At 33.3% G+C, this 17,106-nt stretch carries 11 protein-coding genes and 1 tRNA gene; 6 read left to right on the forward strand and 6 right to left on the reverse strand.

The window, feature by feature from the left end:
* Positions 1 to 183 precede the first annotated feature (183 nt).
* Complete coding sequence (locus tag RM51_RS19045; RefSeq protein WP_052248393.1) at positions 184 to 1,488, reverse strand: hypothetical protein; 1,305 nt, start codon at positions 1,486 to 1,488, stop codon at positions 184 to 186.
* An 819-nt stretch (positions 1,489 to 2,307) separates the two neighbouring features.
* On the opposite strand from RM51_RS19045, the gene RM51_RS04480 reads away from it, so the two are divergent.
* Positions 2,308 to 3,162, forward strand: coding sequence for an OmpA family protein (locus RM51_RS04480; RefSeq protein ID WP_117590327.1), 855 nt, complete (start codon positions 2,308 to 2,310; stop codon positions 3,160 to 3,162).
* Positions 3,163 to 3,298: 136 nt separating this feature from the next.
* Here RM51_RS04480 and RM51_RS04485 read toward each other — a convergent pair whose 3' ends face one another.
* Entirely contained in the window at positions 3,299 to 4,417 is a 1,119-nt protein-coding gene (locus RM51_RS04485) for a hypothetical protein (protein WP_039365579.1), read from the reverse strand.
* Positions 4,418 to 4,580: 163 nt separating this feature from the next.
* Between RM51_RS04485 and RM51_RS04490 the strand changes: the two genes are divergently transcribed.
* Complete coding sequence (locus RM51_RS04490; RefSeq protein WP_052248395.1) at positions 4,581 to 5,408, forward strand: ATP-binding cassette domain-containing protein; 828 nt, start codon at positions 4,581 to 4,583, stop codon at positions 5,406 to 5,408.
* A 10-nt stretch (positions 5,409 to 5,418) separates the two neighbouring features.
* Here the strand turns inward: RM51_RS04490 and RM51_RS04495 are convergent, their stop codons facing one another.
* The 4 genes from RM51_RS04495 to RM51_RS04510 form a co-directional block, all read right to left on the reverse strand.
* The gene (locus RM51_RS04495; RefSeq protein WP_039365581.1) at positions 5,419 to 6,138 is read right to left on the reverse strand and encodes a LytR/AlgR family response regulator transcription factor; all 720 of its coding nucleotides are present in this window, start codon (positions 6,136 to 6,138) and stop codon (positions 5,419 to 5,421) included.
* Entirely contained in the window at positions 6,135 to 6,860 is a 726-nt protein-coding gene (locus RM51_RS04500; protein WP_165584983.1) for a sensor histidine kinase, read from the reverse strand. The genes RM51_RS04495 and RM51_RS04500 overlap by 4 nt, the downstream gene beginning before the upstream one ends.
* A gap of 588 nt (positions 6,861 to 7,448) precedes the next feature.
* A tRNA-Ser gene (locus tag RM51_RS04505) sits at positions 7,449 to 7,536 on the reverse strand.
* Positions 7,537 to 7,758: 222 nt separating this feature from the next.
* Positions 7,759 to 9,564, reverse strand: coding sequence for a hypothetical protein (locus tag RM51_RS04510; RefSeq protein ID WP_039365583.1), 1,806 nt, complete (start codon positions 9,562 to 9,564; stop codon positions 7,759 to 7,761).
* Positions 9,565 to 9,870: 306 nt separating this feature from the next.
* Here RM51_RS04510 and RM51_RS04515 point away from each other — a divergent pair, with 306 nt between their 5' ends.
* The 4 genes from RM51_RS04515 to RM51_RS04530 all read left to right on the forward strand — a co-directional run bounded on the left by RM51_RS04515 (position 9,871) and on the right by RM51_RS04530 (position 16,884).
* Positions 9,871 to 12,681: a TonB-dependent receptor gene (locus RM51_RS04515; RefSeq protein ID WP_052248397.1), complete on the forward strand. Its 2,811-nt coding sequence runs from the start codon at positions 9,871 to 9,873 to the stop codon at positions 12,679 to 12,681.
* A gap of 141 nt (positions 12,682 to 12,822) precedes the next feature.
* Positions 12,823 to 13,851 (forward strand): phytase, encoded by a 1,029-nt coding sequence (locus tag RM51_RS04520; RefSeq protein ID WP_039365587.1) that lies wholly within the window; start codon positions 12,823 to 12,825, stop codon positions 13,849 to 13,851.
* Positions 13,852 to 14,171: 320 nt separating this feature from the next.
* Entirely contained in the window at positions 14,172 to 15,230 is a 1,059-nt protein-coding gene (locus RM51_RS04525) for a 3-oxoacyl-ACP synthase III family protein (RefSeq protein WP_039365589.1), read from the forward strand.
* A gap of 250 nt (positions 15,231 to 15,480) precedes the next feature.
* The gene (locus RM51_RS04530) at positions 15,481 to 16,884 is read left to right on the forward strand and encodes a tetratricopeptide repeat protein (RefSeq protein WP_039365591.1); all 1,404 of its coding nucleotides are present in this window, start codon (positions 15,481 to 15,483) and stop codon (positions 16,882 to 16,884) included.
* The last annotated feature ends 222 nt before the right edge of the window (positions 16,885 to 17,106 follow it).

Below are 17,106 nucleotides of genomic sequence, written 5' to 3' on the forward strand. Positions count from 1 at the left end.
CACATATTGACCGGATAAAAGAGAAAAGCAGGAAGAAAAAATGCTCTTCCTGCTTTATGGTATATATTGAATTATTAGTTTTTGTTGAATGCTGTAAGCAACTGATTGCTTTAGCCTCTATTATTTGGGGGAATTGAGGAAGCCGAAAAGACTCCCTCAATAGAATATATAAAGATTTGTGTTCTATGGTGCCATTATTTGATCGATCATAAAGAATGCTTTAGTGGTACTACATGTTCCTGAAGGGCATGTTGTTGTATTTCCTACACTGGCAGGAGATGAAGAACCCATCATATAATACAGTTTATAGAATACCTTTTCATTTCCATCATTCGTCGTCCAAGAATATAGACGCTGTTCCGGCATTCCTCCGGCATAGGTTTCAGGATCTCCCCAAAATGGGTTGGTAGATCCGGTCTGAATTCTTGCTCCTGTAGTAGCGTCGATGAGACTCGCACTTGATGTCGCATTATCACCAGCCCAGGCATTAGGAGGAAGTCTAAGCTGATTGTGTTGGTACCCTCCTGCTCCGCTCCATAAATAGTGTCCGTTTGAAATCACTTCAACATTCGCACTGCTGTTATTTCGTATTTGCAAATTCACTTGTGAAAAGGCAACTCCTTCCGGAATAAAGGTTCTTACGGAAAATTTACCGTCAGGAGTGGTGATTGAGAGCGCATATCCGTTTCTTCCATTATCTGAAGTGGCAACCAAAGGCCCCATTACGGCAATATTCTTCACTTCTGCAAGCTGTTGCTGCCCTATAGTAATGGTACATGTCCCGGAATAGAAAGGGATTACCGTATTATCAATTGTAAAAGAGGTGGTGGTTGGAGAACTTACAGTTGGAGTTCCTGTGATAGCAAAGGTTAATTCTCCATTCCCCGCTTCAAGTAATCCTTCCTGCAGAATAAGTGTTAAGCCATTAGAAGTCACCGAAACTCCCGGGCTGTATTTTCCTCCATTTCCTCCGGTATAAGGAATTTTCACAATTCCTGCATAAGGCGTCCCTGAAATATAACTGGACGGACTTAAGGTAGCTCCGGCACATTCCAAAGTAGAAATAGAAGGCGGTGTAGATGTTGCGGATATTAAGGCTCTCCATTCGCTTCCATTCCAAAAGTAATAACCTTGTGAAAGAGTACTCCCACTGTTATAGACTAATAATCCTGTCGCATTGGCAGCAGCACTCAGCTGGAAGGTAGAAGAGGTTAAGTTTACCCTTGGAACAAGCATCCCTTTGTTGGTTGAAACGATGTCCAGCATCGAAGAAGCATCCGGAGATGTCGTTCCAATCCCGGTAGCTCCGGTAGAGGTAATGGTAAAGTCATTTGCTTGTTGTGTAGTAGAGGGAACTCCGGTAGAAGGGTTATCTTTTGCCCCATCTACATGCAGGACTCCCTGCGGATTGGGCGTATTAACACCTACTTGGGCTTTGATGATTACCGTCAGCATGAAACATGCCAACAACGTTACTTTGTTTTTCATAATTTTTGTGCATTTGGGTTATTATTAAGTTTTTATTTTGAGGGGAAATCTTAATATTATGAGAAAATGTAACTTTTATATTTTTATGATCCAGAAGAAAAATATATACTCTGCGTATCCTTATAAGAAAATACAAATAATCTAATTATAATAGTTATATATTAAATTATTGTTAAGGGTCGAAATTAAATTTTATGTGATCATTTTTATCACCATAAAAATTTAATACACTGATTATCTGATTAGTTAATTTTATCCAAATGTAGTGAAAAAATAAATCAATTACTATATTTAATTCAATTTTATTCATTAATAATAATTAAAATAAAAAATTAAATCTAAAAATAAGTTAGTAAAATATATTATTTAAGTTAATTTTTATTTAATATTTTAAATCAAAATTAAGAATATTAAAAAATGATAAGGCAATAAAATAATTGAACGAAAAGCTCATTATAATAACCGATTTCATTTATTTCCATGAAGTAATAATCTGCCCTATTCCTATGATATGTACAATGAGTATAGTCGTAAAAAAATGGACATAAAACCATTAAATTTTTATCAAATAAAATGTATTTATTTTTTCAAATCTATAGTAAATCATTTCAATATCTTGATGTTTATCATACTAAATTGAAGTATTTTTCAAAAAAAATCAAGTACCTTTATACTATAATTACATCATTACAATATTCCTAATTCATTTGATTTGAATGTTGTATGAATTAGAGTCTGCCTCTTCATAGGAATATTTTTTTGTCATGTATGGCCTTTACCGTTCATTCACATACATACTAACCCAAATAACATATTATTATGAAATCACCCATTTTTCTAATTGTGATTGCATTGGCTTTAACAAGCTGTGTAAGTTCAAAAAAGTATACAGAACTCCAATCGAGATTTGATGCTGCGAATTCAGAAAATGTAAGATATAAAACTGAACTCGCTTCGGGAAAAACAAGGATAAATAGCCTTGAAGAAGCCATTGAATCTGAAAAGAAATCTAATCTTCAACTGCAAAAAACATTAAGTTCTTCACAAAACTTATTGGCTGACTGTTTAGCCGGAAGCAAACAAGGAGGCGCTAATATTGCAAAGCTGGTAGATGAGATTAAAGAGTCTAACAGATATATTCAGCATTTGGTAAATACCAAAAATAAAAGTGACTCTTTAAATATGGTTCTTACCAATAACCTTACGCGTTCATTGAGTAGAGAGGAACTAAGAGATGTTGATATACAAGTTCTTAAAGGCGTTGTTTATATCTCACTTTCAGATAATATGCTTTATAAATCAGGAGATTACCACGTAAGCGATGTAGCAGGAGCTACGTTAACTAAAATCGCAAAAATCATTAAAGATTACAAAGATTATGACGTTCTTATTGAAGGGAATACCGATAACGTCCCTATATCCCGAGAAAACATAAGAAACAACTGGGACTTAAGTACCTTAAGAGCTTCATCCGTGGTACAGGAACTTCAAAATAAATATGGCGTTGATCCGAGCCGTTTAACCGCCGGAGGACGTGGAGAATACAATCCTTTGGTTGCCAATGATACGGAAGCCGGACGTGCTAAAAACAGAAGAACGCAAATTATCATCACTCCAAAACTGGATCAATTCATGGAATTGATTGGTCAAGCACCGACTGAGAAATCAAATTAATGACTATTCCTTTTTGTTTTAAATAGCAATAGTGAAAAATATTTATGATAATAAAAAACCTACTGATATTCAGTAGGTTTTTATTTATTTTCAGTGTAGATGAAAACTTTCAATCGTAACCTTCTATATCTTTGAATTAATGGTCTTGCTTACCTCTTTTTGGAGTTTTGGTAATGTTTGGAATGAAAATCAAATAGTCGTACCCTTTTATAATTCTATCCAGTTCCAAATCCTCAACTTTAAGTTTCTTTTTAGAAATTGCTTGTTTCAAAGGTCTTAAATCATAAGCATACCAATTGTCATCTTTTATAACGGATAAGAAAGATTTATATTTATCATCCTCTTCTTTTCCAACGATCATGATGTGTAATGAATTTCGGTAATTTGCTTCCTCAATATTAGAAACCAGGTTACCAATATCGAATACTTCCATCAAACTCTCTCCTTTAGGCATGTGATTAGCTCCAAATTTAAAAAGATTCTTTTTGTCTTTCCATTCAGGGAGTTTTTCAAAAACCAGGTGTTTCATATATTGAACTCTTAACCGATGAATTCGATTTAAATAGAAACTCCTGCTTAGTTTTAGCGCTTCAAGCTGCTCTTTCTCATTGGCTGATAAATTGAGAGAGCTCAATGCGTTCATTTTTGCCAGGAAATCATCTGAGAACAAATAGAATGTGGTATTGTTTTTTGTATCATAAGCAGCGGAATTAGCGATCAACTGCGCATAAATTTCTTTTGCTTTTGCATTTTTGGACTGTTTACTCAATTCCGAAAATAATAATCGGTCTGAAAATAAACTAATTTGCTCTGTTCCGTATGCTTTGATATTATGCTGAATTATATTTTTGAATAAATCAAACTCAGCTTCGCCTTGTAAAAAAGATAAAGCCGAACCAGATTCATTGCGGAATTTGTCTAGTTCAGCAGGAGATAAAGTTTTAATTTTTGTCGATATAGTGTTGATTGTATAAGGGTCAACTTCCAGAATATAGTTGTCGAACTTAACCGTATTGATGATGGCGTTCGTAAAGTAAGGGACTTCATTGGTAAAATGCGCCTCACCTAATAACACAGAATTGTTTTTGTTGATTTCATCCTGTAGGGTTATCCATCCTTTGCCTTCGAAAGTATTGGTATTGTTTTTTTGAAAGGTAGAATAGTTTTTTTGAACTAAACTATCCATTAATATGGTTTGGGCGTAACTGAAATTGGCAATAAAAAGAGGGAAAATCAGTAGTCGGGTTATCTTCATTTATTTTTTTTTGAAAGATACAATATATTGATGCAATAAATTGATTACTTTAAAAGATTACACATAGTTTCGTCTAGTAAATACTCGCTTTTGTATAGATTTAATTTTATTTATATCTATTTTTTTCACCTTAGCAAGAATAAACACTTTTTCACAAAATTAAATGGAAGATTTACACATCCAAAACGAGTATACAACCAAGTTAAAACATTATACCACACATAAAAATGATCTAAAAAATACAACAAACCACCTAAAAGGTATTGCTATAAAAAATGTTTCATTTCGATTTGGAGGTTTTCAATCATCTTCTGTTCTAAATGATATTTCCTTTTTTATTCCAGAAGGAAAAACCACAGCAATAGTTGGAGAAAGCGGAAGCGGCAAGACTACTCTAATGAAAATCTTATTAATGCACTACACTCCGACTAATGGTATGATTGAATATAATAATCCTGAGATTAAGAACGTTTCCCACTTAAATCTTATGGATCATTGCGGTGCAGTAATGCAAAATGGAACTATTTTTTCAGATACCATAGAAAAAAACATTACAGTCGGAGCTAAAAATATCGATTATCAAATGTTAGATAAATCAATATACATTTCGAATATTGGGCCATTTATTGCCAATCTCCCTTTAAGTCTTACTACAAAAATTGGTATTGAACATCCTATTTCGGGAGGAGAAAAGCAAAAAATATTGATAGCAAGAGCTATTTATAAAAATCCTAAGTACCTCTTTTTTGATGAAGCTACGAGCGCACTTGACTCCAATAATGAAAGAATAATATATGATAATTTACAGGAATGTTTTAAAAATAAAACGGTAGTTGTTATTGCTAATCGACTATCCACCATAAAAAGTGCTGATCAAATTGTTGTCTTAAAAGATGGTACAATCGCTGAAATCGGAAATCATCAAAGTCTTCTGAAAAATAAATCCACTTACTACAACTTGGTAAAGCATCAACTAGATGTTTGTAATTAAATATTTTATGTTATTTCTTATGACTTTTTCTTACCAGCTTGTCTAAAAACTCATCCCGATAAATGTTTCCAATCGGGATATCCCGATCAAGAATCTTTATAATGTTATTATCAAAGCTGGAAATGTATGAAATATTAACTATATACGATTTACTCACCCTTATAAAATAATCTAAAGAAAGTTGATTGTGAATGGTTCTAAGGTTCAGATTGGTGAGGATTCTCTCTCCATCCACAAGAAATATAATGACGTAATCCTTTAGCCCTTCAATATATAAAATTGTATTCATGTCAACTTTCACAAATTGACGGTCAGCTCTTACCATAATATAATTATTTAAAAACTCGACTGACGAATCCACAGAATTATTTTTTAGTAAATCTGAGTATTCAATCGCTTTATTAACAGCCCTATGAAATCTATTTCTATTTATAGGTTTTACTAAATAGTCTATTGCCTCCACCTCATAACTGTCTAAAGCATGCTCTGCATGTGCGGTGATAAAAATAATCATTGCATTTTTACGTATAGATCTTGCGAAGTCAATACCGTTAATTCCCGGCATACGTATATCAAGGAATATAAGGTCTACAGACTTATTCACCAAAAAAGCCAATGCCTCTGCGGCTTTACTAAAACTACCTATGATTTTAATATTCTGATACTCTTCAAGTAACATATTCAATCCTACTCTTGCTAATGGTTCATCATCTACAATAATACATTTCATAAATTGATTTTTAAAATAACCGTATAAAAATCCTTCTCATCTTCAATAGTTAAATTATGTCTATCCGGATAAAGTATTGCCAATCTCTGTTTAACATTGGGAAGCCCAAATCCTTCCTGTCGATTTCGAAGCTTAGAATTATTTTCTTTTGGGTTTCTACAAGTAAAAACCAGTTCCTCAGATGACCATTCAAATACAATATCAACAAATGCTTTACTATCAGAATTCGCGTTATGTTTTACTGCATTTTCGACAAAAGGCATGAATATAAGTGGCTGAATTTCGACTTGTGTATGAATCCCGATTTTCACAATTTCGAAATTAAAACAATCTCTTCTCACCTTCTCTAGGTTTAAAAAATTTCTCAAGAAAGAGATCTCTGAGCTCAACAAAACCATATTTCGACTTGCATCATAAAGTTGATATCTTAAAAAATCAGAAAGCTCACCTAGAATGCAAATTGCTTTTGCAGGTTCCGTTCTTATTAAAACTTCCGTATTATTAAGCATATTAAAAAGAAAATGAGGACTTATATTAGCCTTTAACAAATTGAGTTCTGTTTGTATCAGATTATTTTTAAGCTCAAGAATAACATAATGACCTTTAATCCACTTTTGAAATAATTTAAAAGCAGCAGATGCTGCACAAAGTAAAACGATAACGATACTGTATACTAAACCTCCCCACCAAAAGGTTTTCTGAGAAATATACTCCGGTTCCATTTGAGGGTTTGAAATAAAATAAATCCAGGTAAAAAAGACTAAAACTATATAAAATACAACAATTGAAGAAAATAATAAAACAATATACCTTCCATATTTTCCTCTACATAAAATCTTAGGAATAAAATAAAAAATATTAAAAATTATGGGTGAAAAAATAGCAATAAGAAGTCCTAAATTAAAAAGCCACAAAGTTTTCAGACTCTCGTCGTGAGTAATAATTAAAGTAAATATAAAAAACACAAAAACCACTGAAAAAAAAAGAGCTCTACGATAAACACTCAATTTTTCATGTATAAAAAAATTGAGAACTGCGCTCTCCTTAATTTCACTATTCAGCCCTTCCATTATTACTTTTGAACGTACTAATTTATATAATTGTTAAAAATTTCAACCACTATTCTATACAAAACCATAATATTTCTATACAAAAGATAAATTTTCTGTTTTTCATTTATGAAAATCTCAAACTAGACTAAAAAACTTTCTAACCCTTAGCATAATCCTAATTTTTGAAACTAGCGTTAAAACAAAAAACGCTGTAAACATTCATGCTTACAGCGTTTTAGCTTATTTTGGATTTCCAAATGGCGGAGAGTGAGGGATTCGAACCCCCGGACCTGTTACAGTCAACAGTTTTCAAGACTGCCGCAATCGACCACTCTGCCAACTCTCCATAAACTCCGATTCTATCGTCGTTTTCAGTGGTGCAAATATAGAACTATTTTTGATATTGCCAAAATTATTTTTTAACAATTATTTAAAAAAGCACTTATAACTCTATGTTTCAGGATAAAAAATTATATTTTCTATTTTAAAATTTTCCGGAAAACTTCGTGGGATATTCAAAAATAAAAGAGGCAGTTTAATATAACCGCCTCTTTATTCATTCTTTATTTTAGTTCTCAGGAATTTCAATCTCTTCCAATAGCACCCTATAGCTATCCAATTGCTTTTTAATCGTATCTGTTTCCAATTTAAAGAAATCTGAAGTAGAAAGAACTTGCTGATAGTAAGCAATTCCATTAAGAAGATTTTCTTTAAAAGTTTTCCACTTTTTGATCTGAGAATTGGTTATTTTTTCTGAAAAATCAGTGATTTCTTTTTTCAGATGATCTACATATAGCTTCAACTCATTGATCAGCATATTCGGACGGTGATGATCGGACAATACATTGCTATTTCCATAAATATGCTGCACCATATTGGAAAGGGAAACTTCTTTATCAAAAAAGGCCAGATTGGGTCCCGGACAAATAACGACACCTTGCTTCTCCCCTTTTATTTCTAAATTTTGTTCCATATAAGCCGAATTTACTAACCCTACACAAAGACAAGCTTTTTCCGTAATTTTTTCTTTCTTTTTTTGAAACAGACCTTCACTCATTTGTTCTTTTTCCTGCTCCAACTCTCCAAGCTTAATCGCCTGATACTTTCTAGAAGCTGTACAAATTCCCTGTGGTGAAGAATATTCTTTGCTCAATGCCAAGAGCTTTTTCGGGCATGAACTTCCATATTTATTTTTGGATTCTTTACTTCGTCTAAAAGTTTCGTTTGAAGTTCCTTTCACCGTATTAAAAGGAACTCCTAAAGGGGAAAGATGACTCAGATAAAAATCATTTTCTTTAGATTTTGCCAATAACTCACGGGTTTCATCATCTACTGAAGTCGCTTCGGGAACTAAAAGAAACGGTGATCCCCAACCAATACTGTCAACACTATACGTTTTTAAAAGAAAATCGTGTTCTTCTGCGGTTCCTACTCCACCCTGAACCGTAATTTTCATCTCCAACGGTTCAGAAACCAAATGTTTTCCTTTTTGCTCCAACGTTTTAAGCATTAAAGAATGAGCAGATTCTATCAGTTCGTTTTTTCTCTGTTTAAATTCTTCCATAATCGGACCGAGCAACAAACCTTCTGTTGCAAAGGCATGTCCACCACAATTCAAACCTGATTCTATTCTGTACTCAGAAACCCAAAGTCCTTTTTTTGCTAAAAAATTCCCCTGAATCATTGCAGAACGAAAATCGCTGACTTTCAGAATAATTTTCTTCTTTAGGAAACCGTTTTCATCCGGAAAAAAGTCTTCAAATTCTTCAATATAACTGTACAAACGGGGATTCATTCCTGCGGAAAGTACCATCGAAGAAGACAATTTACTGTTTGCAAATCCTCTCAGCGAAGCATGCGCATCGTTATAGATTACAGGCAATTGTTCATTATTGTGAAAATTATCCTTATCTACTTTTGTCATAATATTGACATCAATACTTCCAGGAGAAAGATGGGTTTCAACAAAATGTTTGATTGAAGAAGTAATATTTTCTTTCTGATTAAGGAAAACCTGAAAGTGGTTTTTCAGCTCTGAAGTATTCGGAAGCATCTCCATGAAATTTTTCAGAGTCGTTTTACTTTTCGAAATTTCTTCTTTAAAGGCTTCAAATTTTTCATTGACGATATCATCCATCATGTCAAGATACGCCGTAATTCTCTTGGCACGATAGTCATCAATTTTAGTAGAAATCCCTGAATAATTCAGATTAAATTTCTTGCTGTAAAAATTTTTCATTTTTTCTATAATCTCATCATCAATTATAGAAACTACGGAAGAAATGCCGTATTGCGCTACACGAATAGGACTGTCTATGGTGTACGCCAAACCCATCACGGGAATATGGAAATTGTGCAAAGGTTTTTTGATCATTTTTTATATTGATTAAAATAAATGTCTTTACCTTAAATTCCCATCAACTTATTCACTTCTGCAAAAGTATCAGTTTAAAATTAATTATGCATAAAATAATAAGCCAATTTATCATATTGGTCAAAAATTACTTTAAATAATAAAAAATAACCGTAAAAAATTCAACAACAAAAGATTTAACAATAGTTTAATTTCAACCCTGAAAACACCTGTTTATCGTAACAATTCATTAAAACAATCTTAAAGTTCTCTTCAAATCATTTTCTAAACAAGCATTTAATTTTGCCAAGATTAAATCTAACGAAAGTGAAGAAAATTTTTACCTCAGTTCTCTTATGTGCTTCCATTTATTTTTACGCACAATCAGGTACTGTTTCGGGAAATATTAATGATGATTCAAGAATTGCACTTCCCGGAGCAAAAATTTCCCTGACTCCCGGAAATATTTACACAACTTCAGACGATCATGGAAATTTTGTTTTCCTAAATGTCCCTGCCGGAAATTATACGATGAAAATTGATTATCTCGGTTATGGAACCCACGAATATAATGTAACCGTAGAATCTGATAAAAATACGAAACAGAATATTGTTTTTGCAAGAAAGGAAACCACGATTGAAGAAGTGGTAGTAGCAGGAGCAACCTTAAAAAATCAGGCAAGAGCCTTAAATAAACAAAAAAGTAACGCCAATATTACCAATGTTATTTCTTCTGACCAGATCGGACGTTTTCCTGATGCCAATATCGGTGATGCTTTAAAACGTGTTCCGGGAATCACCATTCAAAATGATCAGGGTGAAGCGAGAAATCTAATCATCAGAGGTCTTGCTCCCAATCTGAACTCGGTAACCTTAAATGGTGATAGAATTCCTTCTGCCGAAGGAGATAACAGGAATGTTCAGATGGATTTGATTCCTTCAGACATGATCTCTACGATTGAAGTTAATAAAACATTGACTCCCGATATGGATGCCGATGCTATCGGAGGTTCTGTAAATCTAATCACAAGAGCTTCTCCGAATGGACGGAGAATTTCGGCGACCGTTGCAGGAGGTTACAGTCCGATTCGTGAAAAAGGAAATTATACTGCAGGATTGGTGTACGGAGACCGTTTTCTAAACAAAAAACTGGGAGCTGTATTCAGTTTTTCATACAATAACAACAATTTTGGTTCAGATAATATAGAGCCTACATGGAGTCTTGCGAAAGACGCAGCACAAACTGCTTATGTAAGCAAAATGGGAATCCGTTATTACAATGAACACCGTATCAGACATAGTTTTGACCTGAATTTGGATTATGAATTCAACTCAAAGAACAAAATTTATGCTTCTGCGATGTACAATTTCAGAAATGATAAGGAAAACCGCTATGCTTTAGGCTACAAAATAAAACCTATCTACAGTGCTGACAAATCAACGATCGAGGATTGGGAAGGAAGTATCACAAGACAGGATAAAGCAGGAGATTATAACAATGACAATACCCGTTTGGAGCGACAGAAAGTGCAAAACTATGCTTTACGAGGAGAACATCTTTTAGGTTCAAAGATTGACCTGGACTGGGCAATGAACTATGCCATAGCAAGTGAAAAGAAGCCTCATGAAAGATATATTGAGTTTGAAAATGAAGATCTAAGTTTTTCATCCAATTTACTTGATCCTAGAAAACCAATGATTCTTCCAACTTCTCCTGATAATCTTGGAGATTACCAATTGAGTGATCTTTCAGATTCCAACAGTTTTACACAGGAAAAAGAATTTGGAGCAAAAGTTAATTTACGCTTTCCGTTCTCTGTGATTGAAGATCAAAAAGGAAGAATCCGTGTGGGTGGACGTTTACGATTGAAAACTAAAGAAAGAGAAAATGATTATTTCGCTTTCGAACCCATCAACGATATGGGAAGTTTGTTGAATGTTCCCACCACCTATTTCAACGGACACAACTTCCAACCGGGAAATTATGTTCCAGGAACTTTTGCAAGCGCTTCTTATCTGGGAGGATTAGATTTATTTAATCCTAATTTATTTAATTCAGAGTCGAAACCTGAAGAATTCCTTTCCGGAAACTATAATGCCAAAGAAAATATTTATGCAGGATATATTCGTTGGGATCAGGATTTCAACGATAAACTTTCAATGATTGTTGGAGCCCGTATTGAAACTACAAAAATTAATTACACGGGAAATTATGTGCTGGATGAAGAGGATTTAGTAGGAAAAATCACCAATACCAATACGTACACCAATATCCTTCCGAATGTATCATTTAAATATGTTCCGGTTCAGAATTTGGTTCTTCGTGCAGCGTTTACTACCGCTTTGGCACGTCCGAATTATTACGCTTTGGTTCCTTACCTGAATGTCATTTCAGGAGACGAAGCAATTTCTGCAGGAAACCCGAATCTGAAGGCCACTTATGCTTATAATTTCGACTTTATGGCAGAGAAATATTTCAAATCGGTAGGTATTCTTTCCGGAGGTGTTTTCTATAAGAGTTTAAAGGATTTTATTTATACGTATTCAAGAAGAAATTACTCTGCGAATGACTTTGCTAACGATTTTGGAGGACAAAACAACCCCATTCCGGCAGGAGAAAACAACTGGAGCTTCACACAGCAAAGAAACGGAGATAATGTAAAATTATACGGTTTTGAGGTTGCTTTACAAAGACAATTGGATTTCATTCCGGGCGCTTTCTGGAAAGGGTTGGGAGTTTATGTAAACTATACCTATACACATTCTAAAGCAAAAGGAATCACAAATGAAGATGGTTTGGAAAGAACAGATGTAGGACTTCCGGGAACGGCTCCGCATATGTTCAATGGATCTCTTTCTTGGGAAAACAAACGTTTTTCTGCAAGAGTTTCTATGAACTATGCTTCTCATTATATTGATGAGCTGGGTGGAAATTCTTTTGAAGACCGTTATTATGACAATCAATTATTCCTTGACGCCAATGCTTCCTATAAAATCACAAGTCAGTTAAGAGTGTTTGCTGAAGCGAATAATTTAACCAATCAACCGTTGAGATATTATCAGGGAATTAAAGACAGAACAGCTCAGGTTGAATATTACAGACCGAAGTTTAATCTTGGAGTGAAGTTTGATTTTTAATTGAACACATCCAAACCAACCGTTCAGTTTGTCATTCTTAACAGACCGAAGCGGAGTGAAGAATCTTTATATTGCTGAGATTCCTCCTTCGTCAGAATGACAAACAACTGTTAGAAAAAGTAAACCCGTTTTACAATTTAAATGAAAAAAGTAAATTATAGTATAGCCTTATCCGTTTTACCATTCGTGGTAAGCTGCGTCGGGCAAAGCCAATTAGGAAAAAAGTTAGAACCTACTGTCGTTACAGAAACTGTAATGTATGACACTGATGATCCTGCGATTTGGATTAATCCTCAAGATGCTTCAAAAAGTATTATTATCGGTACCGATAAAGATACCAATGGAGGGTTGTACGCTTTCAATCTGGATGGAAAAATCATTAATAAAGTACTAGGATTAAAGCGTCCGAATAATGTTGATATCGAATATGGATTTGAGCTAAACGGACAAAAAACAGACATTGCTGCAACAACGGAGCGAGAAACCAATAAGGTAAAATTGTACTCACTTCCTGATTTAAAAGAGGTTGGAGAAATCTCTGTTTTCGAGGGTGAAACCGAACGTGGTCCCATGGGAATTTCGATGTATAAAAATCCTCAAACCGGAGAAATTTTCGCTATTGTAGGAAGAAAATCAGGACCTAATGACGGCTATCTTTGGCAATATAAACTGATTGAAAAAGACGGTAAAATAACAGGAGAAGCTGTAAGAAAATTTGGAAAATACAGCGGTTTAAAAGAAATCGAAAGCATTGCTGTAGATGATGAAATGGGATACATTTATTATTCTGACGAAATGTTTGGGGTTCATCAATATTACACTGATCCCGAAAAAGGAACTGAAGAACTGGCTGTTTTCGGAAAAGGTGATTTTAAATCTGATGTGGAAGGAATCTCCATCTACACTACTTCTGCTAATACAGGTTACATTTTAGTTTCCAATCAGCAGAAAGACACTTTTAATGTCTATTTAAGAGAAAATCCTACGAAAGGAAGAATTGCAGAAATTCCTGTTTCCACAAAGGAAAGTGATGGTTCCGAAGTTACGAATGTAAATCTTGGGGCAAAATTTCCCAAAGGAGTTTTTGTTGCCATGAGCAATGGCAAAGTTTTTCATCTGTACGATTGGAGAATTATTGAAGAAAGAATTAAAGCAAATATGAAGCAATAAAGAAAAAAATTTCACTTACTATATTCAACGAAACCATTGTAATTAAATTAATTGCAGTGGTTTTATTTTTTTCAGCCATTATATTTCACATTAAAAACATTAACTACAATCTGTATTAAAATTCAAATTTTAAAGGTTTCAAAAAAAGTTAATTTTTTTTAAAAACCATTTATAAAAAACTTCAATACTATGCAAAACTCTATTAATTTTACTTAATTTTTAGTTAAAAATATAATTCACCTGTTTTAATTAGTATCTTTACTCAATTATTCGCTTAACCACCTTATTTAAAAGACTGAAAAAGTCAAAGTTTACATTTAATGACAAGCAAAATCATCGGCGTAGGTAATTACATCCCTTCAGAAACCATTACTAATTTATTTTTCGATAAACATATTTTTCTAAACGAACAAGGAGATGCTTTAAAAGAAGATAATGCCTCTATCACCAGAAAATTACAAAAAATAACAGGCATTGTAGAAAGACGCTACGCTCACAGCAATGAAGTAACTTCCGATTTGGGGCTCATTGCCGCTCAAGAAGCGATTGAGAATTCAGGAATAGATCCTGAAACTTTAGATTATATCATTTTTGCCCATAATTTTGGAGATGTAAAGTTTGGTACCATTCAGTCGGATATGGTTCCCAGTCTCGCTTCAAGGGTGAAACATTCCTTACAAATCAAAAACAATTTTTGCGTTGCCTATGATGTATTATTTGGTTGTCCTGGATGGATTGAAGCGGTAATTCAAGCCAATGCTTTTATCAAATCCGGAATAGCAAAAAGATGTCTTGTCATAGGTGCTGAAACACTTTCCAGAGTTTCTGACATCCACGACAGAGACAGTATGATCTATGCAGATGGTGCTGGAGCCGTTGTTCTGGAATCTGTGGAAGACGGATCCGGAATTCAATCTCATTTGTCAGCTTCTTTCACATACAAGGAAAAAGATTATTTATACTTTGGAAAATCATATAATAATGAAAGCTGTCCAAGTGTAAAATACATCAAAATGGATGGACGAAAAATCTACGAATTTGCTCTGACCAACGTTCCTGAAGCGATGAAACAATGTCTGGATAAAAGTGGATTTTCAATTCATGATTTAGATAAAATCATTATTCATCAAGCCAATGAAAAAATGGACGAAGCCATTGTTGAAAGATTTTATCAATTGTACAACACACCACTACCGCCGAATATCATGCCCATGGTGATTGATAAATTAGGAAATAGCAGTGTGGCAACCATTCCTTCTCTACTCGCCATGATCTTAAAAGGAGAACTGGAAAAACATCAAATAGAAAAAGGAAATGTAGTTTTGTTTGCTTCTGTAGGTGCAGGAATGAATATTAATGCTTTCGTTTATCAATTTTAAAACCTTTTAATTTAAGATTTTAATTAGCTGTTTTTGGGGCTTACTTATATAATACTATTTAACAAAATGAATGTAAATAGATTATACATTTTGTCATATCCCTACGCGAAATTTATTTTAAAAATTTGATGTGTTGTTCGTCAGTAATAAATCCTTTATGCCTTTATTATTGAATTATTAATACTTTTTCGCTACTTTTACACTACTTTTTACAATATTTACACTGATTCTTATTATATTTAAGAGAAACATGAAACACTTGGGCAGAGCGATTTTACTTTTGATTTTCATCATTGGAAGTATATGCAATGCGCAATCCAAAAAAGATCTTAAAAATAAAATCGTTTCCAATTCAAAGCTTTTTAAAACCAATATTGACAAAGCGTATAAAGAATTAAATCCTTTACTTAAAGAGTCTCAGCAATTGAAAGATTCTCTTTCTGAATTAAAAATACTGGACAGAAAATGCAGATATTTTTACAGCAAAAATACATTAGACAGCCTCATTATTTCTTCAGAAAAACTTCAGAAAAAATCAAGTGAGTATCACAATGCTTATTATGAAGCAATGTCGAATATCTACATGGCTGAAACCTATTCTATGAATAAATTTCATGATAAAGCGATCAAATATTTAAGTTCAGCCTATGATCTCCTGCAAAAAGAAAATCCGAAAAGTGAAAAAATATTTTACGCAAAAGCAAATGTATTAAATAGTTTTGCCAATATCTATTTGGATAAAAATGAGCCTAAAAATGCCGCCAAAAAGATATTTGAAGAGATACAAAGCGGAGAAGAAATTACCAATCCTGAAGAACAAAACAGATTTCAATATTTAAATTATTCTAATCTTGCCAATATTTATGCTCAGCTGAATATAGATTCTGCCTATCATTATGCGAAAACATCGATACAACTAAAAGCAAAAAACTCTCCGGATGATCAGTCCATGATCACCAATTATTCAGTCATCGGAAATTATTTTAAGAACAAGAAAGATTATAAAGCTGCCATTTCTAATTTTAATAAAGCTCTTTTTATCAATAAAAATAATGGTACGGATCTCAACATGAGTGAAGTCTACAAACCTTTACAGGATATGTACCAGGAATTAGGCATGAAAGACAGCGCCGCTTTCTATCAAAACAAAATAAAGGAATATGATCTTCAAGTCCTGAACAGCAAATACAATTCGCTACAAGAAGTAATCAACAGAGACAAAAAGGAAGAAAAAAAGTCTTCAAAAAATTACTTTCTCTGGATTTTTCTTGGTTTGGGAATTGTCGGAGGTGTTACCTATTACTTCATTAGAAGAAAAACTAAAAATGCATCGGAAATTCTGAATACAGAGACCATTTTACCTGAATACTATCATCATCTTATTGATCTTTTGGAAAAGAAAGATCCTGCATTTATGTTTGCTTTTGAAAAAGTATATCCAAAATTTCAGGAAAACCTTTTAGCTAAAAACTCAGATCTTCAGCAATCAGAAATTGAATTTTGTGCGCTTTTGAAAATGCAGTTAACCACAAAAGAAATTGCCAAATACACTTTCATCGAAACTCGCACGGTTCAAAACAAAAAATACAGACTCCGAAAAAAATTCGAAATTCCGTCAAATCTTGACATTTACATCTGGATCAACCAGTTTTAATTTAATAAATAAAACCCGTTTTCATTATATTAAACACAATCCGTTTTATTTTAAAAACCATTCTAAAAACGATTAATCTTCTCTCCCATTCGTTACTCATAAAATTACATTTACCGTAAAATAACATTCAAAATCACTTCTAAAAAACATAAAAAGTATGTAATGAGTATGTAAATAAGTTTCATTTCCACAACAAAAACCGTGTTTTCATCGTCATCCTCA

It is taken from the genome of Chryseobacterium taiwanense (assembly GCF_000813825.1).
GTDB classification, from domain to species: Bacteria; Bacteroidota; Bacteroidia; order Flavobacteriales; family Weeksellaceae; genus Chryseobacterium; species Chryseobacterium taiwanense.

Coding starts and splice junctions, on each gene's coding strand:
- RM51_RS19045 (WP_052248393.1), bottom strand. CDS start 1,488: ATGAAAAACAAAGTAACGTTGTTGGCATGTTTCATGCTGACGGTAATC.
- RM51_RS04480 (WP_117590327.1), top strand. CDS start 2,308: ATGAAATCACCCATTTTTCTAATTGTGATTGCATTGGCTTTAACAAGC.
- RM51_RS04485 (WP_039365579.1), bottom strand. CDS start 4,417: ATGAAGATAACCCGACTACTGATTTTCCCTCTTTTTATTGCCAATTTC.
- RM51_RS04490 (WP_052248395.1), top strand. CDS start 4,581: ATGGAAGATTTACACATCCAAAACGAGTATACAACCAAGTTAAAACAT.
- RM51_RS04495 (WP_039365581.1), bottom strand. CDS start 6,138: ATGAAATGTATTATTGTAGATGATGAACCATTAGCAAGAGTAGGATTG.
- RM51_RS04500 (WP_165584983.1), bottom strand. CDS start 6,860: ATGGAACCGGAGTATATTTCTCAGAAAACCTTTTGGTGGGGAGGTTTA.
- RM51_RS04510 (WP_039365583.1), bottom strand. CDS start 9,564: ATGATCAAAAAACCTTTGCACAATTTCCATATTCCCGTGATGGGTTTG.
- RM51_RS04520 (WP_039365587.1), top strand. CDS start 12,823: ATGAAAAAAGTAAATTATAGTATAGCCTTATCCGTTTTACCATTCGTG.
- RM51_RS04525 (WP_039365589.1), top strand. CDS start 14,172: ATGACAAGCAAAATCATCGGCGTAGGTAATTACATCCCTTCAGAAACC.
- RM51_RS04530 (WP_039365591.1), top strand. CDS start 15,481: ATGAAACACTTGGGCAGAGCGATTTTACTTTTGATTTTCATCATTGGA.